This is a genomic window from Nocardia sp. NPDC004278 (genome assembly GCF_053602975.1).
On record NZ_JBSGEQ010000004.1, the window covers coordinates 308,467 to 333,400 of the forward strand.

The window sequence follows — 24,934 nt, forward strand, 5'->3', positions numbered from 1 at the left end:
CGACCACCACGGAGCGAGTCTTACGAGCGACCGTTCGCGGCCCCGTCTCACGTCCGAGTCGTCGAAGCGCATGCGACGAAGTCGCGAGTCTCGACGGCTCGGACGCGAGACAAAAGGGGGCCGCGAACCCGCCGCGCCGAAGGCGCGGCCAAAGATACAGAATGGGCGAATGCCCTCGTACATCCTGTTCGCCCTGGCCGGATTCCTCCTCGGCGGGGCCTACACCACCTGGAAGACCACCCGGCCGCTTGCCATCACCCTCGCGGTACTCGGCGTACTCGCGGCCGCTGGCGCGGCCCTGTGGTTGATGTAGATCAGCCTTTCGACAGCCGGAAGATCCGCAGGTCCTCGGGTACACCGCTCAACGGCGCCGCGAAGAAGCTGCGGCGGTACGGCTTGACCACGAATCCGAGCTCCCCCAACGTCTCCGGCGCCAGCGACTGCAACGTGGCCTCCGACAGCATGGTGTTGCCATTGCCGCCGGCCTCCATCACCCGCGCGGCGATCGTGACATCGACTCCGAGCCAGTCGCCGCCGATCTCGCGCGGCGTGCCGGTGTGCAGGCCGATCCGCATCTGCGGCCGATAGCCGCGCACGTCGACCTCGGCCAGATTGCACTTGGCCTGTACGGCGGCGCGCAATGCGCGATCGGCCGAGGTGAATACGGCCATCACACCGTCGCCCATGCGCTTGACCACCTGGCCGCCGCGATCGGCGATGGGCGGTTCGATGGCCTTGGCTACCACCCGCAACAGTTCGAGGGTCACCTCATCGCCCGCTGAGAGCGACCAACTCGAGAACGCCACCAGATCGGTGAACATCACAGTTATTTCTTCGCTACCGTGTCCGCGACCAACGCGCTCCAGCACGGCCTGCCAGACCTGCAGTGCGCCGAAGCCGATTTCCCTGGCCGCACTCGGCGCATCGCCGACCAACTTGTCCGCCGCACGCGCAACTGCACGCGCACCGCCCGGACCCGAAACCGACAGTGGGTCACCGAAAGACGGGTCACCGGGCAGCTGTTCGCGCGCCTTGCGCAGGGCACCGATGAGGTCCGGCCGCTGGTTCGCGGCATTCATCAGCGCGGAGAGCTGCCCACGAGGAAATCCCGGACCGGAACGCCGCGGTGTGTCGGCCTCATCGGCGGGCACCAAGGGTATCGATACTTCGGGCGCAACGCCGCCGTTGTCCTCCGGCTCCGACGCGGGCTCTCTACCGCCGGAAGGTGTTTCGGTCACGCTCCGAGCGTATCTCAGCCGACCAACCGTCGGCGGGCTACTTATTACCGCCATCTGCCACCCCTAGATCAGACTCAGCGGGCACTTCAGCGGGTCCACCGATAGATAACTCACTGGTTGCTGTTCCCGAGCGTAACGAGCATCGCTTCCCGATGGAAGCGACGCAAATCACAGTTTTCTGGATATTCACAATGTCGCCCGGATTATCCCGAAATACGCATCGGCCCGGTGTGGAAGGGGATTCACACACCGGGCCGATGACACCGTCCGCCGGGCAGTGGCGAACGGTGCACCGGGCGCGCGGACCTCCCGACAAGGTCGGCGCCCATCACCCGAGTGGCGAGGGAGGGCAACTCGGGTAGCCGATATCAGGCGTCGCGCTGGTTGACCACGAACAGCGCGGCGCCGAAGACGATCGCGACGAAGGCGGCGAAGTAGAGCAGGCTGCCCCACGGTCCCCAGTGCCAGTTCGCCGTCGATTCGGTGGCGCTGTAGAAGTGGCTCGCATTCGCGAAGGGCAGGAACGGCTGCACATTGCGCCCGAAGCTGCCGAAGGCGCCGAGCAGCGGCTCGATCAGCAAGGGCCACAAGACGATCAGTGAAATCGCCGCGGCCGACTGGCGCACCAGCACACCGATGCCCACCGCGAGGAGCACACTGAGCAGCGCGTAGATCGGGATGCCGTAGATCTCGCGCCAGGCATCGCCGCCGGAGAGCGTCAAATTGCTGCTCGCATCGCCGCCGACCGCCTTGGCGATCGCGAAGGCGGCGAAGGCCAGCACAATGGTGAGCACCGCGCCGTACACCCCGACCAGACCGGCCTTGGTCGCGATCACCTTCGCGCGGTGCGGCGTCGCCTGGAAGGTCGTCCGGATGATGCCGAAGCGGTATTCGCTGGTCACCGTCAGGGTGGCCATGATCATCAGGACCATTACGCCGAATCCGCTGATCCCGCCGACCGCCGTGGCGACGGTCAGATCCAGTGCGTTCTCCTTGCCCGATGACGAGCGGGCCACCGCTGCGAACAGCGCGGCCAGGCCGAGGGCGAGCACCACCACAATGGCCGAGCACCACCAGGGCGACCTGGTCGAGGTGAGCTTGATTCGTTCCGCTGCCAGCACGCCCATCAGAGCGCACCTCCCATCACCTGGTCGAGACCTTCACCGTGGTACTGCACCGCGCCACCGGTCATCCGCATGAAGGCCTCCTCCAGCGAGGCCCGCTGCGGCGCCAGCTCGAACAGGGTGATGTCATTGGCGCCCGCGAGCTTGCCGACCGCGTCGCTGGTCACCCCGGCGACCACCAGCGCGGCGCCGTCCTGGCCCGCGCCGTCTTCACGGACGGTCAGCCCGTTGGAAGTGAGCAGGCTGCGCAGCTGCTCGAGCTGCGGACTGCGCACGCGCACCGACTGTTCCGAGGCGCGCTCGATGAATTCCTGTGTGGTCGAATCGGAGATCAGCTGACCGCGTCCGATCACCACCAAATGCTCTGCGGTCTGGGCCATTTCGGAAAGCAGATGGCTGGAGACCAGCACCGTCCTGCCCTCGGCCGCCAGCCGCTGCATGAAACGGCGGATCCAGAGAATGCCCTCCGGGTCCAGGCCGTTCACCGGCTCGTCGAACAGCAGCACCGGCGGATCGCCGAGCAGCGCACCGGCCAGGCCGAGCCGCTGTGACATACCGAGGGAGAAGCCGCCCGCGTTCTTGCCCGCCACCTCGGACAGGCCGACCAGCCGCAACACCTCGTCCACGCGGGACATCGCGATGCCATTGGAGGCGGCCATCCACTGCAGATGCGCGCGAGCCGAACGGTTCGGATGCACCCATTTGGCATCCAGCAGCGCGCCAACGGCGCGCAGCGGATGGTCCAGCTCGTGGTAGGGCTTGCCATTGATCAATGCGGTGCCCGCGGTGGGCTTGTCCAGGCCGAGGATCATCCGCATGGTGGTGGATTTACCGGCGCCGTTCGGCCCAAGAAACCCCGTCACCTGTCCGGGTCGAACGGTGAAGGAGAGATCTTGAACCGCGACGGTCTGCCCGTAATGCTTGGTCAGGCCTCTCAGCTCGATCATGGTGACCAGCTTTCCTCATCGCGCGCCCACGCGCGTCATTAAATGGTGCCTAGTTCAATCATCCTCGAGGATGACGAAGGATCCGACCGGCCCCGAGCCGCATCAGGGAATCCCCCTGACCAATGCCCCCGTTAATGCGCCGGGCGCGGCGGGTCTTCGAACGGCCCGCCACGAACCAGCCGCTGTACGTCAGCGGATGCTGGCGCTGGCCGGTTTCGCGATCCGCGGCAACTGTGAGCCGCAAACCCATCGTTGTGTCGGAGCCAACACCATGCCGTAGTCGACGGGCCTTGTCTACTCGTCGTCCTCGTCATCGCGGCCATTGGTCGGCCAGCAAACCGCGCCGACAAGCACCGCCAGCGGCAACCCAACCGCCACAGCCAATTCGAACGCAACCGTCCCGCTCACCGAAGCCATCCGGCAGGCGCGATCTCCGCCCAACGATGAAACGACAGCCGTGGCAGCACGATCTCCACATCGGCAACACTCATGATCGCGTTCACCGCAAGCACATTCAGATGTTCGAGCGACGGTGTGATCACAGCATCTACATCAGCGCAGCGCACTTGGTCGATCAGCGGAAGCGGCGACAACTCCGGCGGCCAGACCAGCGCGTACCCCAGCCGCTGCGCCAGCCGCCGCACCTGCGCCACATCCCAGTCCGCCGCCGAACTGATTTCGAGGTCGACCCATCCCAACGCAGTCGGCTCGTCTCGCATCGCATACCCCCTCATTCGCATGGTCGGCACCCGCCGCCGGGGACCGGAAATGTCAGCCCAACGGCGGGGTTGACCAGTAGCGTCGCCCCTCCGAGCGGCTGCGAAGCGCCACAGCGTGTGGCACTGTTGGGGTATGGATGAGATGGGGGTCGGCGCTCGCACCTCCAGGGCACGCAAGCTCGCGCGGCTGACGCAGATCCAGCTTGCGCAGAAGGCCAACGTCTCGCTGTCGCTGCTACGCAAAGTCGAACAGGGCGACCGGCCCGCGTCACCCGCGTTCATCGCCGCTATCGCCCGCGTGCTGGGAGTGAGCATCGGCGACTTGACCGGTCAGCCGTACACGCCCGACCACGCTGACGCGGCGGCACATGCCACCATTCCCGAGCTGCGGCGCGCGATCGTGGCATTCAACGACGAACCCCTCACCGGGCCAACCACATTCGAGGACCTGTCCGCTGCGCTCGATCGTGTGCGCGAGGGTATGCGCCGAGCCCGATACACCGATCTGACCGCAGATCTTCCGGACGTCATCCGTGGCCTGCACATGCTCGCCGACAACGAGAATCCCGGCCGCGAACTCGAAGCCATTCACTCGACGTTGGCCTACGCCTACAGCAAGGCCATGCTGTTCGCCTACCAGTACGGCTACCTCGACTTGGCGGGGCTGGCCGCGGAACGCTGCCGCTGGGCAGCCGAACGCAGCGGTGACCCGATCTGGCCCATCGCCGCCGAGTACAACCAGGCGTTGATCCTGCTCTACTCCGGCGCCTACGTCGCGGGCTCGAAAACGATCGAACGCGCCTACACCGCCAGCGAGCAACTGAACACCACACCGGATCTGCTCGCAGTGCGCGGCGCGCTGCACCTGCGCGGGTCGATCCTGTCCGCCCGCGCACTCAACGGCGATGCCGCAGATTCGCACCTACGAGAAGCCCGCGATATCGCCGAGGCAATCGGCGAAGACCGGTACCGCAACTACGGGACCGGATTCCGGCCCTCGAACGTCGCCATCCACTCCGTCGCTGTACCGGTCGAGTTGTCCGATGGGACCACCGCTGTGTCGCGGGCCGAACGCATCCACCTACCTGCCTCGGTGGCACCCTCTCGCGCCGGACACCACCTGATCGACGTGTCGCGCGCATGGCTGTTGCACGGCGACAAGCAGCGCGCACTCGGCAGTCTCGAGCAGGCGCGGATGGTGGCTCCGGAATTGACTCGCAACCACCCCCAAGTTCACGAAACCGTTCGCGTCATCGCTCACGCCCGACGCGGCACGGACACACTCGCGCGCTTCGCCCGCTGGGCCAACGTCAAGATCTGAGCTCGGCTACAGCCACAGCCGACCGCGACACCGAGAAGTTCGACAAGCTCCCGCTGCGTCAGGCCGCGCCGCTTCCGAACGATTGCAGGCGTTCCCCGAGATCCGCGCCCATGCCTCCAAGCCTACGGCGGCCGTACGAGTATGTGCGGCCTCCGGCGCTCAATTCATGCGCCTGAGTTGCGAATACCCGCGCGACGGGGCCGCCCCCGATTCAGCGTTTGACGAGGCCTCGGCCAGAACCGCTTGGGAATGCGACCGGCCTGGCGAACCAGGTGACCGGCATGCACCGCAGCTAACTCGCCGAGCAGTCCCGGCATAAATTCCCCCTGCACTGCGTAGTCGCCGGTGCCCTGGCCTGGTGCCGCTCCCCAGCTAGCTCCTGCCGTATCGCCCCCTGGGTCCAGGGTGCGGTCGAAGGTAGTCGAACGGTGGTCGCCCAGGCCGTATTCGACCGCCGAATGACTACGCTCGGCGAGCATCTTGCCCTCGACGTAGGCACCGCATGCCATCGTGTCACCGACAATGAGGCCCTGCACGTACGGCGACAGCTGCAACGACCAGATCAGCCGGTTACCGCCGGTCGGGTTGCTGGCTCGCATAGACAGCGCCCCACGAACGTTCCACATCCCACCCCAACCAGCCCAACATCCGTCGAGAATGCGCTGATGCAGGCCCTTCTCGGTGTTTGCCTGCACCAGCGCATGGTGATCAAACGTCCAGGTGCTGGGGGGCGGGGCGGAATATCACCGCTGTTGTCTGCTTCGATATGGAAAGTCTTGCAACGCAACCACAGCCAGTCTTCACGCCGGAAGCTGCGGGCCTGCCTACGTAAGTTGCGGAAGAGAAAGTCGGGTACGTCACTCGTCGCGCCCAGCACGGCCCCAGCAAAACCCCTGTACGGCATCCATTCCTGGACAGCCAGGATCACTCTCTTCGGTACACCGACTTTGCGCGACATGTGCACTCCCCCTGCGGGATCGGCTCGACATCGACATCGACCGGTAGTCCCTCGGCGATCGTGGCTATATCGAGATCCCCGCGAGCGTCCGACAGGTGGAACCAAACAAGCGTGCTGTCGGCGTCATCGAGTTTGATCACGCCGGTACCGTTACGCGGTTTCCAGCGCCACACTGTGCCGGTTTCCATCTTTTGCCCCTCTCCTGTCGCGGCCTACTCGGTCGCATTCAATGATCGCTTGAAAGCACCTCGCGCCGAGACGGTTTCGTGACGACTCACCGAGCCTATGCCGCCGCAAGCCACCCAGGCATCGGCTGCGGCCACTGCGTCATTGAACAATGGTCGGATTCAGAGCTGACCGCGACACCGCAACCCGTGCGAGCGCCGAACCCTGGGCGATGGGGTCACTCCGACTCAGCGGGCCGGTGAGGAGGCCTGGGCCCAGAAGCGCTTGGGGATGCGACCGGCCTGGCGGGCCAGGTGACCGGCGTGTACCGCATTGCGCATGGCGGCCGCCATCAGGGCGGGGTGGCGGGCGCGGGTGACGGCGGTGGCGAGTAGGACCGCGGAGCAGCCGAGTTCCATGGCCAGGGTGGCGTCGCTGGCGGTGCCGATACCCGCGTCGAGGATCACGGGTACACCCGCACCTGCCACGATCATCTCGATATTGTGCGGGTTGCCGATGCCGAGTCCGGTGCCGATCGGGGCACCCAGCGGCATGACGGCGGCGCAGCCCGCGTCCTCCAGTCGGCGGGCCAGGATCGGATCGTCGGTGGTATAGGGCAGTACGACGAATCCGGCGTCGACCAATTGTTCGGCGGCGGTGAGCAATTCGATCGGATCCGGGAGCAGGGTGCGCTCGTCGGCGATCACCTCGAGCTTGACCCAGTTGGTGTCGAGCGCCTCGGCCGCGAGCTGCGCGGTGAGCACGGCCTCGGCGGCGGTGCGACAGCCGGCGGTATTGGGCAGCGGCATGATTTCCAACCGTTTGAGCAGGTCGAGGACGCCGGTGCCGCCGACCGCGTCGACCCGGCGCATGGCGACCGTGGTCAGTTCGGTGCCCGAGGCGAGCAGCGCCTCCTCCAGGACGGCAAGGTTTTCCGCGCCGCCGGTGCCCATGATGAGGCGAGAGCCGAACTTTTTGCCCGCGATCTCCAGTGCGCCGATTTCTGCCGGGGTGCTTGCGTTCTCCCGTGTGTCAGCCACCCTGAACCGCCGTCAGCACTTCGATCTGCCAGCCGCGACCGACCGGCTCGTCCCAGCGGGACTTCGGGAACACCGCACCGTCGACCGCGAGCGCGACGCCCTTGGACGGCAGCCCGAGGCGATCGAGAAGTTCACGCACCGTGAGTGATCGGTCGAATTCGTGGTCCTGCCCGTTCACGGTGACACCGATGGGGACCGAGGTCGAGGTCATCGAACTCCTCCTGCAGATGTGGCGAGCGACGGCGGGTGCGCCGTCGAAAAACGTTGGGGGTCGGCGGCTTTCGCGTCATCGAGCAGTGCGCCGTCGAGCAGGCTCTGCACCGCGTCGACGGTGAGCGGGACCGCGAGCATGCCATTGCGGCCGTGACCGGTGGCGGTCACGATCCGGTCGGTGAGTCGCCCGATCAATGGGAGATTGTCGGGGGTGCCCGGCCGGGATCCGGCGCTGGCCTCGGCCAATTCGTATTCGCCGATGCCCGGCAGCACCGCCTCGGCGTCGGCGATCAGATCGCGGACCCCGGCGACGGTCACCGTCGTATCGAAGCCCGCCTCGTATTGTGTTGCGCCCACGACGATTCCGTCCGCACGCGGCACCAGGTAGACCTGCCTGCCGTGTACCCGCGCCCGGATCACCCGCCGCGGCGGCGGTGTCGCGCCCGGCCGATGACGCAGGCGCAGAATCTCACCCTTGACCGGGCGGACCTGCAACTGCGGCCACAGCCGCGCCGAGGCCGCGCCAGCGGCGAGCAGGATCTGATCGTGGGCAAGCGCGTCCAGCGACTCGACCGTTTCCGCGCGCATTTCGACTCCGACTGTCCCACAGGCCTTTTGCAGCGCGATGAGCAATTGCCGATTGTCGATGGCGGGTTCGGCGGCGGCGCGCAGACCGGCGCGCACGGTGCGCGCCAGCGCGGGCTCCAGCGCGCGGACACCGGCCCGGTCCAGTACCTCGAGTTCGTGGCCGTGGTCGCCGACCCATTCGGCCACCGTGCGCAGGTCCGCGGCGTCGGCGCCGTCCAGTGCGACGGTCAGGGTTTCATCGGCCACGAACACCGACACCCCGGTCGCGGATTCGAGCCGGGCGGCGAATTCGGGCCAGCGGGCCAGCGAGGCGGCGCCGAATTCGAGGACCAGATCCTCCCCCGGCCACCCCTCGGACAGCGGTGCGAGCATTCCCCCGGCAACCCAGGACGCTCCGGATCCGACGGCGGGATCGAATATGGTGACCGACCATCCCGCCTCGGCCGCCCGCCAGGCGGCGGCGAGTCCGATGGCGCCGCCACCGACGACGGCCAGAGTCCGCATTGATTCCACCTGCCTTACTATTTTCATCCCCACGGTAGCGCGACTACGGTCGAGCACGTGCAACCCTCCCACCAGTACCGGCCGCTACCACCCAGGGAGCGTTTGGCTACCGCCCGGCTGTATCTCTGCACCGACGCCCGCAGGGAGAAGGGCGACCTGGCCAGGTTCGCCGAGGCGGCGCTCGCGGGCGGCGTCGACATCATTCAGCTCCGGGACAAGGGGTCGCCCGGTGAGGCGAAGTTCGGCCCGCTCGAGGCCAAGGCCGAAGTCGGCGCGCTGGCCGAACTGAAGGCCGCGGCCCGCCGACACGGTGCGCTGGTCGCGGTGAACGACCGGGCCGATATCGCATTCGCCGCCGGTGCGGATGTGCTGCACCTCGGCCAGAACGATCTGTCGCCCTGGTACGCGCGGTGCATCCTCGGACCCGATGTGGTGATCGGCCGCTCGACGAGCAGCCGGGCCCAGGCCGGACTCGCCGCGATCGACGAGCACATCGACTACTTCTGCACCGGTCCGGTATGGGCAACACCGACCAAGCCCGGACGTCAGGCCGCCGGCCTGGACCTGGTGCGTTCCACCGCCGACGCCCACCCGGTCCGGCCGTGGTTCGCGATCGGCGGCATCGACGCCGAGCGGCTGCCCGAGGTCCTCGCGGCCGGAGCCGAGCGCGTTGTGGTGGTGCGAGCGATCACCGAGGCCCGCGACCCGGAGGCCGCGGCGCGTCAGCTCAAGTCCGCACTGTTGCAGAACGCTCACCTCGGCTGAGACGCGCTCAACCCGATCCCAGTGCGGCGATGATGTTCGATTCGGCCAACTCGCGAAGGATGATCTCGAGCAGACACCGCTCGCGAATGCTCAACGCGGCCGAAACCCACCGAAACCGCGATCTCCCAGACCAGCGCTGCGCATTACTCGACACGGCTGACCCACAGACAGCGATCTCGAATCGACACCACTCAGGAACGGTCAACACCGCCGAAACCCACCGAAAGCACAATCTCCCAGCCCGGCCCTGCGCATCACCCGACACGGCTGACCCACAGACAGCGATCTCGAATCGACACCACTCAGGAACGGTCAACACCGCCGAAACCCACCGAAAGCACAATCTCCCAGCCCGGCCCTGCGCATCACCCGACACGGCTGACCCACAGACAGCAACCTCGAACCGACACCACTCACGAACACTCAACTGGGCCGAAACCCACCGAGCACACTCTCGTCACGACATAGCTCCGGGTTCGACCGCAGGTCCCTTGTGCGGTACGCGCGGGCCCGAGACCGCACTTGTAGCGACTTCCACGGCGTGTTCGCGGAAGGTGTGCGCTGCGACCGATCCCTCAGGACAGCAGTTGCACACGGGTGAGCGACAGGATCGGATCGGCCGCATCCGGCTGCTCGACCGCCGCCGAATCCAGCTCTTGGTCGACAATTCGGGCGAACGTGCCCGGCCCGTCCGGTTCGGCGTGCAGCCAGACGAATCCCTGGTCGGCCAGGTCGACGGTGCGCGGCAGTACGGCCGCGACCGCATCCGCGTCATCGACATACACCTCGTCGAGGCAGACGCGCGCCGGAGCCGCACGCAGCGCCGGCCAGGAAGCGGCGAATCCGGGGTGCAGCGGATGGCTGTCGACCGCGTCCTCCGGAACCCAGGCCAGCGCACTGCTCTCCCGGTTGCGACTGGTCGGCAGCGTCATCGCGGCATCGGCCACCACGGTGACGTAGGTCCAGCCGCTCAATGCGGTCGCGGTGACCCGCTCGCCGCGCACGCGCACATCGGTGGGATGGATACCCGCCTCCTCCCAGGCCTCGCGGACCGCCGCGTGCACCGGGGTCTCGTGACTGTCGCGGGCGCCGCCGGGCAGCGCCCAGGTGCCGCCCTGATGACTCCACGGGGCACGGTGCTGCAACAAGACCGCCGAACCGCCGCCGGCGAGCGGCGCCCGCAACAGCAGTCCGGCAGCGCCGAAGCGGCCCCAATGCCGCTGTCCGTCCGGACCACGGGACCAGCCGTCACCGTCACCACGCATCTGGTTACCATCCTCATCCAGCCGAGGCGGGGGTATTGCACACGCCACGCCGCCGGTAAGACCACAATAAGCTCGCAGCAGGAGCACACGTGCGCACCAACCGGGGAGGTGGAGATGGCAGCGCTCGAAACGACAACGGCGGCCCGGCCGAAATCGGTCACGGCCGATACCGCGCCGGAGCGGCTCGACGTGCCGCGAGAGGCCGGACTGCGCGCCCATTTGGACCCGACTAACCTGCGGTCCTTCGCGCTATCGACGCCCGGTCGGCTCATCGCCATCGGCTTACTGCTGATCGGACTCTGTCTCGGCGCGGGCATGATGACCGCCGCGACGGTCAACGATCGTCAGCATGCACTGGACACCCTGCTCGACGAAACCGAGCCGGACGCGAACTCCTCGCATCACCTCTACACCTCGCTATCCATCGCGGACGCCGCCGCGAGTACCGCGTTCATCTCGGGCGGCCTGGAACCGCAAGCCGTGCGCGACCGCTACAGCCAGGCGCTCGGCGAGGCGTCCGCGGAGCTGGTCACGCAAACGGGCCACGCGGCCGGACAGGCCGCCGGCAATGACGATCCGGATACCCGGCTGCGCGCGGGCATAGCCACCGGCCTGCCGGTCTATTCGGGTCTGATCGAGACCGCCCGTGCGAACAACCGCAATGGCTATCCGGTCGGCGCGGCGTATCTGAGCGAGGCGTCGAATCAGATGCAGACCGTCCTGCTGCCGATGGCCGCCCAGCTGCAGAGCCATCGCTCCGATGCGGTCAGCACGGCCCAGCGCCATCACGTCCAGCCGCCATGGCCCGCGATCGCCGTGCTGATCGTGGCGCTCGGCACGCTGGTCTGGGCGCAGTTCGATCTGTCGAAACGCTGGCACCGCGTGCTCAATCCGGGACTGCTGCTCGCCTCCGCCGCGATGCTGATCCTGTTGGCCTGGACACTGACCGCCGGATCGGTCTCGGCGGCGGAGATGATCGGCGGGCGGGACAATGGAGCGGTGCCCGCCTCCCGATTGACCGAGAGCCGGATCCTGACCCAGCAGGCCCGTTCGGCGGAGACGCTGAAGTTGGTCCGGCGCGATGCCAGCGGCGACTACGACCGGACCTATGAGGCCAGCGTCACCCGGCTCAACGAACTGCTCGGTGGCTATCCCGATGACGCGCCAGCGGCCGGAGAGATCGCCAATGCCCGGGCGGCACTCGGACGTTGGCGGGCGGCTCATCAGCGGATGACCGACGCACTGGCGCACGGCGATTTCACCGGCGCGGCGACGGTGGCGACCGGACCCGGTTCGGCCGATGCCGCGGCGCAGGTGGACGCACTGGACCGGGCGCTCGGCCAGGGCCTGGACGAGACCCGCGATACATTGCGCGACGACATCTCCGGCGCGGCACTTGCGCTGGACTTCCTGGCCCCGGGTGCCCTGGTGCTCGGCATTCTCGCCGCGGCCTATGTCGGCCTCGGTATCTGGCCACGACTTCGGGAGTACCGGTGAACCGGGCGCGCGGACTGCTCGCCGCGCTCGCCGCAACGGCCCTGCTCGCGGGTTGTACCTCCGGCTCGGATGCGACGATCACCCCGAAGACCGTCAAGTACACCGAGCCGCCGCTGCCCGCGCAGGCCGTTACGATACCGACGAATGCACCGGTCGCGCCGGAACGCGATGCACTATGCGGCGATGCGACCGCCAGCCTGCGGCCCACCGGTGCCGGCGCGAGCGCCCACGGCCCGACCATCGACGCGATCCGAGCCCGCGGTCGCCTGGTGGTCGGATTGGACACCGGCAGCAACCTTTTCAGCTTCCGTGATCCCGTCAGCGGCAGCGTTGTCGGCTTCGACGCCGATATCGCCAGAGAGGTCGCCCGCGATCTGTTCGGCAATCCGGATCAAATCGAATACCGCAGTCTCGGTTCGGCCGAGCGTGAGAGCGCGCTGCAGAATCACAGCGTCGACCTGGTCGCCAAGACCATGACGATCAACTGCGAACGGCGCCAGCGGGTCACCTTCTCCACCGTCTATCTGCAGTCGTATCAGCGCGTGCTCGTGGTGAAGAACTCCGGTATCCGCACGCTGGCCGATCTGGCTGGTAAACGGGTGTGCATCGTCTCGGGCACCACCTCGCTGGACCAGATGCGTCGCAGCCAGCCCGCCGCGACCATCCTCACCGTGCCCACCTGGGCCGACTGTTTGGTCGTCCTGCAGCAGCGCCAAGTCGACGCGGTCAGCACCGATGACGCCGTGCTCGCGGGTCTCGCCACACAGGACTCGTCCTATACCGAAATGGTCGGCCCCAGTATCAGTTCCGAGCCCTACGGCATCGGAATACCAAAGGGCAATGACGACCTGGTCCGCTTCGTCAACGGCACGCTGGAGCGCATCCGCAACGATGGCACCTGGGTTCGGCTCTACCAGCAGTACCTCACCGCCCTGGGCCCGGTCCCAGCACCGCCCGCGGCTACCTATCAGGACTGACGGCGATGACGCCACCGCACGATGTCCCTTCCGAGGATTCCCCCGATTCGACCGAAACCGAGCAAGAGGAACCTGCCGAGCAGACCGCGGAATCGGTTCCGCACCACCCCTCATCCGCCGATACGATCTGGCGCGAACCCGAGTCCAGCGAAACCGGTCGCCGCGACGACTTGGCCGCCGAATTCACCGTCGGCGCTTGGAACCCACCCGCCGAACCGACCTCCGCCGCAACCATCCGCACCTCTGGTCGCAGCGCCCGCACCGCGCGCTCGCGGCCGACGACACGCAAACTCGGTGCCGGACTCGTCACGATCGCTGCGGTCCCGCCCGCCGATCCACGGACCGCGGTGCTCGTCGATCCCGTTGTCGCCGAGGGCAGGCGCTACTGTTGGCGCTGCGGCAGCCCGGTCGGCCGCGCCACCGCGATCCGACCGGCGATGAGTGCGGGCATCTGCCAAACCTGCGGCGCGCCATATGATTTCCGCCCGTCACTGCACGAGTGCGATATCGTGTCGAGCCAGTACGAGATCCAGGGCTGTATCGCGCACGGCGGGCTCGGCTGGGTTTACCTCGCGATCGACCGCAATGTCAGCGATCGCTGGGTGGTCCTGAAGGGTTTGCTGCATGCGGGTGACACCGACGCGCAAGCGGTGGCCGTTGCCGAACGCCAATTCCTCGCCGAGGTGGCACATCCCAGCATCGTCAAGATCCACAACTTCGTCGAGCACACCGGTCCGGACGGTGCGTCGATCGGCTACATCGTCATGGAGTACGTCGGCGGTCGCTCACTGCGCGACATCCTCGACACCTACCCGCGGCCGGAGCGGATGCCGGTCACCGAGGCCATCGCGTACGTGCTGGAGATCCTGCCCGCGCTGGATTATCTGCATTCGATCGGGTTGACCTATAACGACCTCAAACCCGACAACATCATGGTCACCGAGGATCAGGTCAAACTCATCGATCTCGGTGCCGTCGCGACCATCGGCGCCTACGGAAATCTGTACGGCACCAGGGGATTCCAGGCGCCGGAGATCGCCAGGACCGGTCCGACGGTGGCCACCGACACCTTCACGGTCGGGCGGACGCTGGCCGTGCTGACGCTGGGCATGCCGATGGAGCGGGGGCGCTACCTCGATGGCATTCCGGACCCCGCCGACCAGCCGGTACTCCAGCGCTACGAGTCCTTCTATCGCGCCCTGCTGTGTGCGACCGATCCGGATCCCGAGCGCCGCTTCCCCTCCGCCCGCGCCATGTCCGCCCAATTGGCCGGAGTGCTGCGCGAGATCATATCCATGGAGACCGGCACCGAACATCCACAGCTGTCCACAGTCTTCAGTCCACAACGTGGCAACTTCGGCACCGAGGAGTTGATCAGCCAGACCGACGCCTACGCCGACGGCATCGCCAGGAGCAAACTGCTGCGCGCGGGCGAAGTGGCCACGGCCCTTGCGGTTCCGCTCATCGACCCGGCCGACGCGACGGTCCCGGTACTCGCGGCCGCCGCGCAGGCCGAGCCGCGGGATGCGCTCGCCGCATTGCAGGAGGCCAGGATGCGCGGCGCCGCCGATACCGACGATGCGCTGGGCGAACTGGATCTGGAGCTGACCCTGGCCGAGGCCCGGCTCCGACTCGAACTCGGTGAATCGGCCGTGGTACGGCAGATGCTGTCGCGGATCGCCGGCGATCACGACTGGCGCATCGACTGGTATCTGGGCCAGGCCCAACTGCTGGAATTGGATTTCGAGCGGGCCTACACCAGTTTCGATGCGGTACTCCGAGTGCTGCCCGGTGAGATCGCGCCCAAGCTCGCCCTCGCGGCCACCGCGGAACTTGTCCTGCAGCACTGGGATTCCGAGGATCCGCAGCGGTGGCACGCCTGCGCGGAGAAGTTCTACAGCACCGCCTGGCGCACCGACCACGCGGCGGTGAGCGCCGCCTTCGGCCTGGCCAGACAACTCGCGGTGGCAGGCCGGGTCGACGATGCGGTGCGCGCCCTCGACGAGGTACCTGCCGCCTCCCGGCACTACACCACGGCCCGGATGACCGCCGTGCTGCTGCTGCTCACCTCCGCGCCGGTCGCCGAACTCCCCGAATCCACCCTGCACATTTCGGCCTTGCGCATTCTCGACCTGCCGACCAGCGAAGGCCGCGCGACCCAGATGCGCGTGCTCGTCCTCGGTACCGCACTGGCCTGGCTGCAAGCAGGCAACTCACCCAGAGGCGACGACGCGACTCTCTTCGGTGCCCCCTTCACCGAGCGCGACCTGCGCGCGGGCATCGAAGCCGGACTGCGCGCCCTCGCCCGCAGTGCCCCGGGCCGCACCCACCGCTACGCGCTGGTCGACCTGGCGAACTCGATCCGAGCCAAGACTTGGATCTAGATTCGAAGCCGGACAACTGATCTCGTAGAACATGGGTAACTCACCGGGTACCCCCAGAACCGAGCACGCTCAGAACCGTCTGCCCGCGACGACAGTCCCCCGCCTCCCAACGACCGGCAAAAGGCCCGGGGAGACGGGGGAGCTTCGGATACAGGTTCGCGGAGCAGTCGGCATACCGACGACCCGGGAATCCGCGTGCGTCCCGCCCGCCCCGGGGGCAGCCGGAGCGGACACATCGAGAGTGGCGAGGGCATCGCGGTCCCGATCGCGGCGGATGGTCCGCCCCGGCTTCGGTGTCCAGCGCGAACCTGATCCGACACCCATCCTGACCGATCGAGTGTGAGGATTTCGTGAGGTTTTCCAGAGCCCGGGCCCGACCCCTCAGCCAGCGCCCTGAGCTGCGACAACACGTTGCGCGGCGCGGGCGATCGCCAATTCCTCGTTGGTCGGCACGACAAGTACGGCCACCTCGGCGCCGGGTGTGGAGATATGGCGGGCCGTGTGTTCCCCTGCGGCGTTGCGAGCCGGGTCGACCTCGATGCCGAACCGGGACAGCCCGGCCAGCGCGTCGGCACGGACCTGCGGACTGTTCTCGCCGACTCCGGCGGTGAAGGTGATGGCGTCGACGCTGCCCAGTTCGATCAGGTATGCGCCCAGGTAGCGGCGTAGCCGGTGGATATAGACGTCGTAGGCCAGGCGAGCCGCGGCGTCGCCCGCGTCGATGAGCCGCTGCAGTTCACGGAAATCGTTGACGCCGGACAGGCCCTTGAGTCCGGAGTTGCGGTTGAGCATTTCGTCGATCTGGTCGATATCCATATGCGCCGAGCGGACCAGATGCGCGATGATCCCGGGATCGAGATCCCCGCCCCTGGTACCCATCACCAGACCCTCCAGCGGCGTGAGCCCCATGGTCGTATCGATCGGGTGGCCGCCGCGAATCGCCGACGCCGATGCGCCATTGCCGAGATGGAAGATGATCTGATTCAGCTCGGCCGGATCCCGCTCGAGCAGTGCGGCGACCCGGCCGCAGACGTACTCGTGCGAGGTGCCATGGAATCCGTACTTCCGAATGCCCTGCGCAGCAGCGATTTTCGCATCGATGGCATAGGTTTTGGCGGCATCGGGCAGGCCGTGGAAGAACGCGGTATCGAAGACCGCGACCTGCGGTACGCCCGGCAGCAGTTCGCGCGCGCTCTCGATACCCGCCAGATTCGCCGGATTGTGCAGCGGTGCCAGCGAGGACAGCTCGGATATCGCCGCGACCACGGCGTCATCGAGCAGCGTCGGCCGGTAGAACACCTCGCCGCCGTGCACCACCCGGTGCCCGACCGCGCGCACACCCGCGGCGGCCAGATCGTGACCGGTTTCGGCGAACATATCGAAGACCAGCCGCAGGCCCGCCGTGTGATCGGCGATCGGCCCGCGATGTTCGATGGTCCGGCCATCGACCTTGTGCTCGATCCCGGCGTTCTCCTCACCGATCCGATCGACCATGCCGGATGCGGCGACCACACCCGACTCCGGGTCCAGCAGTTGGTATTTGATCGACGACGAACCGGAATTGATCACCAACACCAGGTCATCGGCATCCTTGGTCATCATGCCTCCTGCATCTCGCGCGTTCCCCGCACGCTGTCGGCAACCACGGCGACGACCGCGTTCTTCCGCATCATGGCGCCCGTGTGTCGCGAGCCACTGGTGTGGGAGCGGTGCGAGGCCGAGGTGCTCGCATCGAACGACGGCACCGGGTCAGCCCTCCTGCGCCTGGATCGCCGTGATCGCAACGGTATTCACGATATCGGCGACCAGCGCACCACGGGACAGATCATTGACCGGCTTGCGCAGCCCCTGCAACACCGGGCCGATCGCGATCGCGCCGGCGCTGCGCTGCACCGCCTTGTAGGTGTTGTTGCCGGTGTTGAGATCGGGAAAGACGAAAACCGTTGCTCGCCCCGCCACCTCGGAGTCGGGAAGTTTGGTGGTCGCGACGGTGGGTTCGATCGCGGCGTCGTACTGGATCGGGCCCTCCACCAGCAGATCCGGCTCGCGCTCGCGCACCAGTTTGGTCGCGACCCGCACCTTGTCCACATCCACGCCACTGCCGGACTCACCGGTCGAATAGGACAGCATCGCGACGCGCGGCTCGATGCCGAAGCGGGCCGCGGTGCGCGCCGAGGAGATCGCGATATCGGCCAGCTGTTCCGAGGTCGGGTCGGGGACGACCGCGCAATCACCATAGGCGAGCACCCGATCGGCCAGACACATGAGGAACACACTGGAGACGGTTGCGACGCCCGGCACGGTCTTGATGATCTCGAAGGATGGCCGGATGGTGTGCGCCGTGGTGTGCACGGCACCGGACACCACGCCATCGGCAATGCCCCGATGGACCATCATGGTGCCGAAATACGAGATATCGGCCATGGTTTCGCGAGCGCGGTCGAGCGTCATACCCTTGTGCTTGCGCAGTTCGGTGTACTCCGTGGCGAATTCGTCGAGATAACCCGAGGTGCGCGGATCGAGTACCCGCGCGGCCGAGATGTCGACGCCGAGTTCCGCGGCGCGGGCACGCACCGCCGCCTCGTCGCCGAGGATCATCAGATCCGCGATCTTGCGCTGCAATACCCGACCGGCCGCGCGCAGGATGCGGTCGTCGTCGCCCTCCGGCAGCACAATGGTCTTGCGATCGGCCCTGGCGCGTTCGATCAGCTGATATTCGAACATCTGCGGTGTCACCACCGAGGTATCCGGAATCTCGATGCGCTGCAATAACTCCGACGCGTCGACGTGCTGTTCCATCAGCGCCAGCGCGGTATCGACCTTGCGCGGACTGCCCGCCGACATCCGCCCGCGGGTGCGGTAGGCGGCGCTCGCGGTGTCGTAGGTGCCCAGCTCGGTGGTGAGGATCGGCAGCTTCGGTTTGAGGCCGCTCATCAGCCTGGCGATCGCCGGATGCGGCAGCATGCCACCGTTCATGATGATGCCCGATAGCGACGGAAAGCCCTCCGCCTCATGTGCATTCACCGCACTGAGCAATACGTCGGAACGGTCCCCTGGTGCGACCACCACGACGCCGTCGACCAGCCGCTCCAGAATATGTTCGGCGGTCATGCCGCCGACCATGACCTGCAATGCCTCGCGCTGCAGCAATTCCATATCGCCGCTGTACATTTTGCCGCCGATCGCGGTACACAGCTCGGCCATAGTCGGCGAAATCAGCAGCGGCACCTCGGGCAATGTCCACGACGGCACATCGAAGCCGCCCAGCGCCGCGCGGACCTCATCCAAATGCTCCGGATCGCAACGATTGGCAATAATGGCCACCAGATGCGCATGTTCGAGCGACAGTTCGCTCGCACACAGCTCGGCCAGCTGTTTGACCTCGTCCGGTGTGCGGCCCGAACCGCGGACCACCAGCAGCACGGGCGCGCCGAGGTTCACCGCGATGCGGGCATTGAAGCGCAGTTCGCTCGGGCTGGCCACATCGGTGTAGTCGCTGCCGACGATCACCACCGCGTCGCACAACTTCGCGACCTCATGGAAGCGCATGACGATCTCACTGATCGCGGCATCCGGATCGGCGTGCACCTGCTCATAGGTGACGCCGGTGGCCTGCGCGTAGTCGATATCGGCGGTGCTGTGCTCGAGCAGCAGCTCCAGGATGTAGTCCGGTTCGGTGGTCGAGCGGGTGATGGGCCGGAAGACGCCGACCCGGGCGGTGCTCGCACACAGCATCTGGAGCATTCCGAGCGCCACCGTCGATTTTCCGGTGTCACCCTCCGGAGATGCGATGTACACAGCGGATGGAGCGGAGTCGGCCATAGTCGAGAGCTTAGTGAACCCGCGGCTACCTCGACGGTCCAGCGAGATCGCGATCACTCATGCTGTTGGCGACGCACCCGGATATAGTCCGGGCATGGCCGAGCAGTTCCCGAACCACCAGTGGGGTTCGAACACCAATCTTCTTGCCCGCGTGGCGAGTAAGTTCGCTGCCACCAAGCCCGGTTCATGGTTCATCCGGCAGATCACGCCGCTGGATCGGGCCGTGCTCGAGCGCACCGACGCCAAGTACACGATCCTCGGCCCGATCGGCGCACCGGTCATCCTGCTGACCACCATCGGCTGCAAATCCGGCCAGCCGCGCACCCAGCCACTGCTCTATGTGCACGACGGCGCCACGCTGTATGTGATCGGCAGCAACTTCGGCCAGGAAAAACATCCGGCATGGTCGGCCAATCTGCTGGCGAATCCGAAGGCCACCGTCGCCATTGCGGGTCAGCGCATTCCGGTCCGGGCCGACCTGGTCGAGACCGACAAAGACGCCATATTCGCCCGCTTTGTCGAGGTCACCGGCGCATACCACGCCTACCGCACCCGCACCACCCGCGACCTGCGCATCTTCGCCCTTACCCGGGGCTAGTCCGGGCCCGAACACAGCCGCACCCTTTACACCCACACGGGTGCGCTAGAACGAGCGCGAAGGCCGACAAAGAGTGCCGGAATCCCCGCGACCTCCGCAATCCAGTGCGGTCAGCACTGCAGCCTAGGAAGTCACACATTCTCGGCACGCCCAACTCGACCAAGCGGAACAACAACCGCACGCCGAACACCTCGGCACAGGTGTCAGAGCGATCGCGAAGGCCGACACAGGGTGCGGGAATCCCGCGACCTGCGCAATCCAGTGCGGTCAGCACGGCAGCCTGAGCGAGTCGCACGTTTATCGGCGCGGCCGATCGACCGGGTGGAACACGGCCGCACCATGTACACCCAGCGCAGGTGTCAGAGCGATCGCGAAGGCCGACACAGGGTGCGGGGGACCGGCGCGACCTGCGCTATGTGGTGGGTGAGCGCGGCTTGGGCGAGTCGCGCGTCTCGGCGCGCCCATGGAAGCGGGCGCGCCGAGGCGATGGCTCAGCCCAGTGCGCGCAGGCGGGGGGCCAGGTCGCGCTGGAAGAGGTCCAGGAAGCGACGCTGGTCGTGGCCGGGGGCGTGGAAGACCAGGTGGTTGAGGCCCGCGTCGAGGTAGGGCTTGATCTGCTCGACGGCCTGGTCCGGATCGCTGGCGACGATCCAGCGCTTGGCGATCTGCTCGATCGGGAGGGCGTCGGCGGCGGCCTCCATTTCGATCGGGTCGGTAATGGAGTGCTTCTGCTCTGCGGTCAGCGAGAGCGGGGCCCAGAAGCGGGTGTTCTCCAGTGCCAGTTCGGGATCGGTGTCGTAGGAGATCTTGATCTCGATCATCCGGTCGATCTGCTCGACGGTGCGGCCGACCTTGGCCGCACCCTCGGCGACGGCCGGCATCAACTTCTCGGTGTAGAGGTCCATGCCCTTGCCGGAGGTGCAGATGAAACCCTCACCCGCGCGTCCCGCATAGCGCGCCACCAGCGGTCCGCCCGCCGCGATGTAGATCGGGATGCCGCCCTTGGGCACGTCGTAGATCGAGGCACCGACGGTCTTGTAGTACTCGCCGTCGAAATCAGTGCGCTCGCCGGTCCACAGTGCGCGCATGAGATCGACGGATTCGCGCAGCCGGGCGAAACGCTCCTTGAATTCCGGCCATTCGCCGGTGTAGCCGGTCGCAATCTCATTGAGCGCCTCACCGCTGCCGACACCGAGCATGATGCGGTCCGGGTACAGACAGCCCATCGTTGCGAAGGCCTGCGCGATGACGGCTGGGTTGTAGCGGAAGGTCGGGGTGAGCACCGAGGTGCCGAGTTGGATGCGCTTGGTGCGCTCACCGACCGCCGCCATCCAGGCCAATGAGAACGGTGCGTGCCCGCCCTTGTGCCGCCACGGCTGGAAATGATCGCTGACCGTCGCGCTGTCGAGGCCGTGCTCCTCGGCCAGCACCGCGATTTCCACCAGTTCCCGCGGCCCGAACTGCTCCGCCGACGCCTTGTATCCGAGCTTGAGATCACCCATATGCGCCACTCCTGTCGCTTCGCTCAACGGTCGGTACGGGAGGTTCCGCACACCGTCGGCCGCATGCGTCCCGCGACCGCATCCCGGTACAACCGCAAGGGCGACACGGGAGTTCCCGCACCTCGATCGGCGTACCTGGGCGCTGCGCGATCGCTTCTCACACGGCCTCCCCTCGACCATAGTCAGCGCGGCTCGACCTGTGTGCAGGGCCATACCAAAGGCCCACACCAACTCGACCGCCATTCCCGACGGGGCCACATCGAATGCGGCAAGTCACGCAACCATGGCACCCGCCATCCGATTTGCTCTCGCATATCGAATAGGCGTCGCGCACAACCCACAGAGTCTGTTGCCGAATACGCCGAACGTGCAATCGTGCCGCCACACCACCGTCACAGCGACCGACCAAATCACCTAGCGGCGGGCATGATTGCGCCTCAGCTGTCCACATAGGCACGTGACCTGTGCCACGACCAAAGCCGCGCCAAATTCGGCAACAGACTCCACACCGTGTGCGGGATGCCCCGTGGCTGTGCGTAGGCAGCAGACCCTCACGCTCGATGTGCACACCTCGCTGGTGCGGTGGACGCGGTAGCTCGGCGCGGATGGTGTGGGGATGGTCGCATCAGGATGGGTATTCGCCCGGTGGGCTGGCCGATAGCCGACAATTGACTCGTGACCACACCGGCTGAACCGATCCTGTCCTACCTCACCGATATGGATGGCGTGCTGGTGCACGAAGACCATCTGGTGCCCGGTGCCGATAAGTTCCTCGCGGAGCTGCGGGCCAATGAGATCCCGTTCCTGGTGCTCACCAATAACTCCATCCGCACTCCGCGCGATCTGCAGGCCCGCCTGCGCCACACCGGACTCGATATCCCGGAGGAGGCGATCTGGACCTCGGCGCTGGCCACCGCGACCTTCCTGAACGACCAGCGCCCCAACGGAACCGCCTATGTCGTCGGCGAATCCGGACTCACCACCGCACTGCACGAAATCGGGTATGTGCTGACCGATAGCGATCCCGACTACGTGGTGCTCGGCGAAACCCGCACCTACTCCTTCGAGGCGATCACCACCGCGATTCGCCTGGTCGAGCGCGGCGCGCGGTTCATCGCGACCAATCCGGACGCGACCGGCCCGTCCCGCGACGGTCTGCTGCCAGCGACCGGTTCGGTCGCCGCGCTGATCACCCGCGCGACCGGCAAGGAGCCGTATTACGTCGGCAAGCCGAACCCGCTGATGATGCGCTCGGCACTGCGCCGAATCGGCGCCCACTCTCAGTCGACCGTCATGATCGGCGACCGCATGGATACCGATATCGTCTCCGGCCTCGAGGCGGGCATGCGAACCATCCTGGTCACCACCGGCATCTCCAGCCGCGCATCCATCGAGCAATTCCCCTACCGCCCAACCCTGGTCGTCGATTCGGTCGCCGACCTGATAGGCCGCACCGACAAACCCTTCGACTGATCCGGGCGGCAGTCGCACCCTTTGCCTCGATCCCCATTTCGTGCGGGGTTCACAACGGTGCGACTGTCGTGCGGGGTGCAAGGTGTGCGCGAGCGCATTGGACGGTTACGCGCGAGCAGGTTCAGCAGTCACCCGCGAGCGGTTCAGCAGTCACGCGCAAGCGGGTTCAGCAGTCACCCGCGAGCGGTTCAGCGGCCACGCGCAAGCGGGGTTCAGCAGTCACCCGCGAGCGGTTCAGCGGCCACGCGCAAGCGGGTTCAGCGGCCACGCGCAAGCGGGTTCAGCGGTCACCCGCGAGCGGTTCAGCAGTCACCCGCGAGCGGTTCAGCGGTCACCCGCGAGCGGTTCAGCGGTCACCCGCGAGCGGGTTCAGCAGTCACCCGCGAGCGGTTCGGCGACCACGCGCAAGCGGGTTCAGCAGTCACCCGCGAGCGGTTCAGCGGTTACGCGCGACTACGTGGCGCGGTTGCGCAAGTTGAGCGCGAGTGCGTTGCGCAGTTGCACACGAGCGCGCTCGGTTGTCCGATCACTGACGCGCCGGTCACGGGCTGATTGCGCGCGGAACTGCGACTGGGAGTTCAGGTTTCGTCGGTGATGGCGTCCAGGGCGGCGGAGAGTCGGGTCAGGACCTGGACGGTCAGGGTGAACTGTTCGGGGCCCAGTTCGTCGGCGAGGTGTGCGGCGAGGACCGCATGCTGCGGGTTGATGCGTTTGATCGCATCGCGGCCGGCCTCGGTGACCGCGACGAGTTTCGCGCGCCGGTGCGCCGGGTTGGGCCGATACTCGGCAAGTCCCTTGTCCACCAAGAGATCCGCGATGCGCTGCACACTCTGGCGGGTGATGCCCATCGCGCGGGCGATCCCGGAGACCGGCAGCGGTCCGCGCAGCACCGCGCCGAGCACCTGCCACCAGGCGGCGGTCAGCCCCGCCGGACCGGCCAATTCCTCTGCAATGGTGAGGAATTGGCCGTTCAGCCGGAACGAGGTGATCGCCGCGGTGCTGAATAGCTCTTGTTCGGGCGTATCGCTCATGTCTGCGACGATGCCATCTCGTATTCGGCGAGTTCGGCATAGCCCGTCGGATCGCCGTGCCCGTACAACCGGTACCAGGCGTCGAGGATGCGCGGCTCGTAGACGCCGAGCAGGTCGAGCACCTCACGCGCGAATTCGAAGGGCGCCACCGCGCTGGCCGTGATCACGTTATCGCCGGTCACGGCGGGTTCGGCGACATAGTGCGCGGCACCCGAATACCCGCTGTACTGAAGAACTTCGACCGCATTGCTGGTGTGCGCCCGGTCATCGAGCAGCCCCTCCTTCGCCAAACCGAAGGTGGAGCCGCAGATCCCCGCGACCGGTACCCCCGCGTCGACGAACTCCCGGGCCTTGTGCGTGAAGGGCGCCAGTTCTTCGCCGGTCATCCACAGATCGGCCCCCGGCAGGATCAGCATCGCACTGTCGGCTGGGGTGATATCGGCGAGCGCCACATCCGGCACGATGCGGACTCCCGCCATTGTGGTGATCGGATCCCGCGTCGGCCCGACGGTCCGCACCCGGAATGTCCCAGGAGCGAGCTGCCACCGCGGATTGTTGATATGCGCGGTCGCGGCACCAACCTCCCAGTCGGCGAGCGTGTTGTAGACGGCCTGGTGGACAGTTCTCATCGTCATGACAGCATGCTGTCACATTTGACAGCATGCTGTCAATGAGCGCAGCAACGACCACCCCCAACCTCGCGCTCACCCCAACCTCGCGCTCACCCCAACCTCGCGCTCACCCCAACCTCGCGCTCACCCCAACCTCGCGCTCACCCCAACCTCGCGCTCACCCCAACCTCG

General features: G+C 66.8%; 23 protein-coding genes. 8 read left to right on the plus strand and 15 right to left on the minus strand.

The features are described from left to right. Positions 1-169 precede the first annotated feature (169 nt). Entirely contained in the window at positions 170-313 is a 144-nt protein-coding gene (locus ACWEO2_RS08710) for a hypothetical protein (protein ID WP_452404768.1), read from the plus strand. A gap of 1 nt (position 314) precedes the next feature. Here the strand turns inward: ACWEO2_RS08710 and ACWEO2_RS08715 are convergent, their stop codons facing one another. The 4 genes from ACWEO2_RS08715 to ACWEO2_RS08730 all read right to left on the minus strand — a co-directional run bounded on the left by ACWEO2_RS08715 (position 315) and on the right by ACWEO2_RS08730 (position 3,962). Next, the gene (locus ACWEO2_RS08715; protein ID WP_452404769.1) at positions 315-1,238 is read right to left on the minus strand and encodes an adenylate/guanylate cyclase domain-containing protein; all 924 of its coding nucleotides are present in this window, start codon (positions 1,236-1,238) and stop codon (positions 315-317) included. Between the two features lie 368 nt (positions 1,239-1,606). Next, positions 1,607-2,365: an ABC transporter permease gene (locus ACWEO2_RS08720; RefSeq protein ID WP_452404770.1), complete on the minus strand. Its 759-nt coding sequence runs from the start codon at positions 2,363-2,365 to the stop codon at positions 1,607-1,609. Further along, positions 2,365-3,309, minus strand: coding sequence for an ABC transporter ATP-binding protein (locus ACWEO2_RS08725; RefSeq protein ID WP_354957409.1), 945 nt, complete (start codon positions 3,307-3,309; stop codon positions 2,365-2,367). The genes ACWEO2_RS08720 and ACWEO2_RS08725 overlap by 1 nt, the downstream gene beginning before the upstream one ends. Before the next feature lie 404 nt (positions 3,310-3,713). Then, the gene (locus tag ACWEO2_RS08730) at positions 3,714-3,962 is read right to left on the minus strand and encodes a hypothetical protein (protein ID WP_452404771.1); all 249 of its coding nucleotides are present in this window, start codon (positions 3,960-3,962) and stop codon (positions 3,714-3,716) included. A gap of 199 nt (positions 3,963-4,161) precedes the next feature. On the opposite strand from ACWEO2_RS08730, the gene ACWEO2_RS08735 reads away from it, so the two are divergent. Beyond that, positions 4,162-5,349 (plus strand): helix-turn-helix domain-containing protein, encoded by a 1,188-nt coding sequence (locus ACWEO2_RS08735; RefSeq protein WP_354957411.1) that lies wholly within the window; start codon positions 4,162-4,164, stop codon positions 5,347-5,349. Positions 5,350-5,513: 164 nt separating this feature from the next. Here ACWEO2_RS08735 and ACWEO2_RS08740 read toward each other — a convergent pair whose 3' ends face one another. The 5 genes from ACWEO2_RS08740 to thiO all read right to left on the minus strand — a co-directional run bounded on the left by ACWEO2_RS08740 (position 5,514) and on the right by thiO (position 8,817). Next, the gene (locus ACWEO2_RS08740; RefSeq protein ID WP_452404772.1) at positions 5,514-6,044 is read right to left on the minus strand and encodes a hypothetical protein; all 531 of its coding nucleotides are present in this window, start codon (positions 6,042-6,044) and stop codon (positions 5,514-5,516) included. Positions 6,045-6,273: 229 nt separating this feature from the next. Continuing rightward, the gene (locus ACWEO2_RS08745; RefSeq protein WP_452404773.1) at positions 6,274-6,495 is read right to left on the minus strand and encodes a hypothetical protein; all 222 of its coding nucleotides are present in this window, start codon (positions 6,493-6,495) and stop codon (positions 6,274-6,276) included. A gap of 225 nt (positions 6,496-6,720) precedes the next feature. Next, entirely contained in the window at positions 6,721-7,512 is a 792-nt protein-coding gene (gene thiG / locus ACWEO2_RS08750; RefSeq protein ID WP_452404774.1) for a thiazole synthase, read from the minus strand. Beyond that, entirely contained in the window at positions 7,505-7,723 is a 219-nt protein-coding gene (thiS, locus tag ACWEO2_RS08755; RefSeq protein WP_354957415.1) for a sulfur carrier protein ThiS, read from the minus strand. The genes thiG and thiS overlap by 8 nt, the downstream gene beginning before the upstream one ends. Next, on the minus strand, positions 7,720-8,817 hold the full coding sequence (gene thiO, locus ACWEO2_RS08760) for a glycine oxidase ThiO (protein ID WP_452404775.1): 1,098 nt from the start codon (positions 8,815-8,817) through the stop codon (positions 7,720-7,722). Before thiO ends, thiS begins: the two co-directional genes overlap by 4 nt. Before the next feature lie 57 nt (positions 8,818-8,874). Between thiO and thiE the strand changes: the two genes are divergently transcribed. Next, complete coding sequence (thiE, locus tag ACWEO2_RS08765; protein ID WP_452404776.1) at positions 8,875-9,582, plus strand: thiamine phosphate synthase; 708 nt, start codon at positions 8,875-8,877, stop codon at positions 9,580-9,582. A 575-nt stretch (positions 9,583-10,157) separates the two neighbouring features. On the opposite strand, the gene ACWEO2_RS08770 is transcribed toward thiE, so the two are convergent. After that, positions 10,158-10,847 carry an NUDIX hydrolase gene (locus tag ACWEO2_RS08770; RefSeq protein ID WP_452404777.1) on the minus strand — a complete coding sequence of 230 codons (690 nt, stop codon included), beginning with the start codon at positions 10,845-10,847 and terminating at the stop codon, positions 10,158-10,160. A 114-nt stretch (positions 10,848-10,961) separates the two neighbouring features. Here ACWEO2_RS08770 and ACWEO2_RS08775 point away from each other — a divergent pair, with 114 nt between their 5' ends. Genes ACWEO2_RS08775 through ACWEO2_RS08785 form a run of 3 tightly spaced genes read left to right on the plus strand, consistent with a single transcriptional unit; the run spans position 10,962 to position 15,705 of the window. Further along, complete coding sequence (locus ACWEO2_RS08775) at positions 10,962-12,344, plus strand: hypothetical protein (RefSeq protein WP_452404778.1); 1,383 nt, start codon at positions 10,962-10,964, stop codon at positions 12,342-12,344. After that, positions 12,341-13,321: a glutamate ABC transporter substrate-binding protein gene (locus tag ACWEO2_RS08780; RefSeq protein WP_452404779.1), complete on the plus strand. Its 981-nt coding sequence runs from the start codon at positions 12,341-12,343 to the stop codon at positions 13,319-13,321. Before ACWEO2_RS08775 ends, ACWEO2_RS08780 begins: the two co-directional genes overlap by 4 nt. A gap of 5 nt (positions 13,322-13,326) precedes the next feature. Continuing rightward, entirely contained in the window at positions 13,327-15,705 is a 2,379-nt protein-coding gene (locus ACWEO2_RS08785) for a tetratricopeptide repeat protein (protein ID WP_452404780.1), read from the plus strand. 381 nt (positions 15,706-16,086) lie between these two features. Here the strand turns inward: ACWEO2_RS08785 and ACWEO2_RS08790 are convergent, their stop codons facing one another. Then, on the minus strand, positions 16,087-17,304 hold the full coding sequence (locus ACWEO2_RS08790; protein ID WP_452404781.1) for an acetate kinase: 1,218 nt from the start codon (positions 17,302-17,304) through the stop codon (positions 16,087-16,089). 150 nt (positions 17,305-17,454) lie between these two features. Further along, positions 17,455-19,527: a phosphate acetyltransferase gene (gene pta, locus ACWEO2_RS08795; protein WP_452404782.1), complete on the minus strand. Its 2,073-nt coding sequence runs from the start codon at positions 19,525-19,527 to the stop codon at positions 17,455-17,457. 94 nt (positions 19,528-19,621) lie between these two features. Here pta and ACWEO2_RS08800 point away from each other — a divergent pair, with 94 nt between their 5' ends. Then, positions 19,622-20,125: a nitroreductase family deazaflavin-dependent oxidoreductase gene (locus ACWEO2_RS08800; RefSeq protein WP_452404783.1), complete on the plus strand. Its 504-nt coding sequence runs from the start codon at positions 19,622-19,624 to the stop codon at positions 20,123-20,125. Positions 20,126-20,616: 491 nt separating this feature from the next. Here ACWEO2_RS08800 and fgd read toward each other — a convergent pair whose 3' ends face one another. Then, positions 20,617-21,627 carry a glucose-6-phosphate dehydrogenase (coenzyme-F420) gene (gene fgd / locus ACWEO2_RS08805; RefSeq protein ID WP_355189665.1) on the minus strand — a complete coding sequence of 337 codons (1,011 nt, stop codon included), beginning with the start codon at positions 21,625-21,627 and terminating at the stop codon, positions 20,617-20,619. A 717-nt stretch (positions 21,628-22,344) separates the two neighbouring features. Between fgd and ACWEO2_RS08810 the strand changes: the two genes are divergently transcribed. Next, the gene (locus ACWEO2_RS08810) at positions 22,345-23,100 is read left to right on the plus strand and encodes an HAD-IIA family hydrolase (RefSeq protein ID WP_452404846.1); all 756 of its coding nucleotides are present in this window, start codon (positions 22,345-22,347) and stop codon (positions 23,098-23,100) included. A gap of 578 nt (positions 23,101-23,678) precedes the next feature. On the opposite strand, the gene ACWEO2_RS08815 is transcribed toward ACWEO2_RS08810, so the two are convergent. Both ACWEO2_RS08815 and ACWEO2_RS08820 read right to left on the minus strand, forming a co-directional pair. After that, on the minus strand, positions 23,679-24,131 hold the full coding sequence (locus tag ACWEO2_RS08815) for a MarR family winged helix-turn-helix transcriptional regulator (protein ID WP_452404784.1): 453 nt from the start codon (positions 24,129-24,131) through the stop codon (positions 23,679-23,681). Beyond that, positions 24,128-24,760 (minus strand): DJ-1/PfpI family protein, encoded by a 633-nt coding sequence (locus ACWEO2_RS08820; protein ID WP_452404847.1) that lies wholly within the window; start codon positions 24,758-24,760, stop codon positions 24,128-24,130. The genes ACWEO2_RS08815 and ACWEO2_RS08820 overlap by 4 nt, the downstream gene beginning before the upstream one ends. Between the last annotated feature and the right edge of the window lie 174 nt (positions 24,761-24,934).

What these genes read in the sequence shown, in the direction of transcription:
- ACWEO2_RS08710 (WP_452404768.1), top strand. Translation starts at nt 170, where the DNA reads ATGCCCTCGTACATCCTGTTCGCCCTGGCCGGATTCCTCCTCGGCGGG.
- ACWEO2_RS08720 (WP_452404770.1), bottom strand. Translation starts at nt 2,365, where the DNA reads ATGGGCGTGCTGGCAGCGGAACGAATCAAGCTCACCTCGACCAGGTCG.
- ACWEO2_RS08725 (WP_354957409.1), bottom strand. Translation starts at nt 3,309, where the DNA reads ATGATCGAGCTGAGAGGCCTGACCAAGCATTACGGGCAGACCGTCGCG.
- ACWEO2_RS08735 (WP_354957411.1), top strand. Translation starts at nt 4,162, where the DNA reads ATGGATGAGATGGGGGTCGGCGCTCGCACCTCCAGGGCACGCAAGCTC.
- ACWEO2_RS08745 (WP_452404773.1), bottom strand. Translation starts at nt 6,495, where the DNA reads ATGGAAACCGGCACAGTGTGGCGCTGGAAACCGCGTAACGGTACCGGC.
- thiS (WP_354957415.1), bottom strand. Translation starts at nt 7,723, where the DNA reads ATGACCTCGACCTCGGTCCCCATCGGTGTCACCGTGAACGGGCAGGAC.
- thiO (WP_452404775.1), bottom strand. Translation starts at nt 8,817, where the DNA reads ATGCGGACTCTGGCCGTCGTCGGTGGCGGCGCCATCGGACTCGCCGCC.
- ACWEO2_RS08770 (WP_452404777.1), bottom strand. Translation starts at nt 10,847, where the DNA reads ATGCGTGGTGACGGTGACGGCTGGTCCCGTGGTCCGGACGGACAGCGG.
- ACWEO2_RS08775 (WP_452404778.1), top strand. Translation starts at nt 10,962, where the DNA reads ATGGCAGCGCTCGAAACGACAACGGCGGCCCGGCCGAAATCGGTCACG.
- ACWEO2_RS08785 (WP_452404780.1), top strand. Translation starts at nt 13,327, where the DNA reads ATGACGCCACCGCACGATGTCCCTTCCGAGGATTCCCCCGATTCGACC.
- ACWEO2_RS08790 (WP_452404781.1), bottom strand. Translation starts at nt 17,304, where the DNA reads ATGACCAAGGATGCCGATGACCTGGTGTTGGTGATCAATTCCGGTTCG.
- pta (WP_452404782.1), bottom strand. Translation starts at nt 19,527, where the DNA reads ATGGCCGACTCCGCTCCATCCGCTGTGTACATCGCATCTCCGGAGGGT.
- ACWEO2_RS08800 (WP_452404783.1), top strand. Translation starts at nt 19,622, where the DNA reads ATGGCCGAGCAGTTCCCGAACCACCAGTGGGGTTCGAACACCAATCTT.
- fgd (WP_355189665.1), bottom strand. Translation starts at nt 21,627, where the DNA reads ATGGGTGATCTCAAGCTCGGATACAAGGCGTCGGCGGAGCAGTTCGGG.
- ACWEO2_RS08810 (WP_452404846.1), top strand. Translation starts at nt 22,345, where the DNA reads ATGGATGGCGTGCTGGTGCACGAAGACCATCTGGTGCCCGGTGCCGAT.
- ACWEO2_RS08815 (WP_452404784.1), bottom strand. Translation starts at nt 24,131, where the DNA reads ATGAGCGATACGCCCGAACAAGAGCTATTCAGCACCGCGGCGATCACC.
- ACWEO2_RS08820 (WP_452404847.1), bottom strand. Translation starts at nt 24,760, where the DNA reads ATGAGAACTGTCCACCAGGCCGTCTACAACACGCTCGCCGACTGGGAG.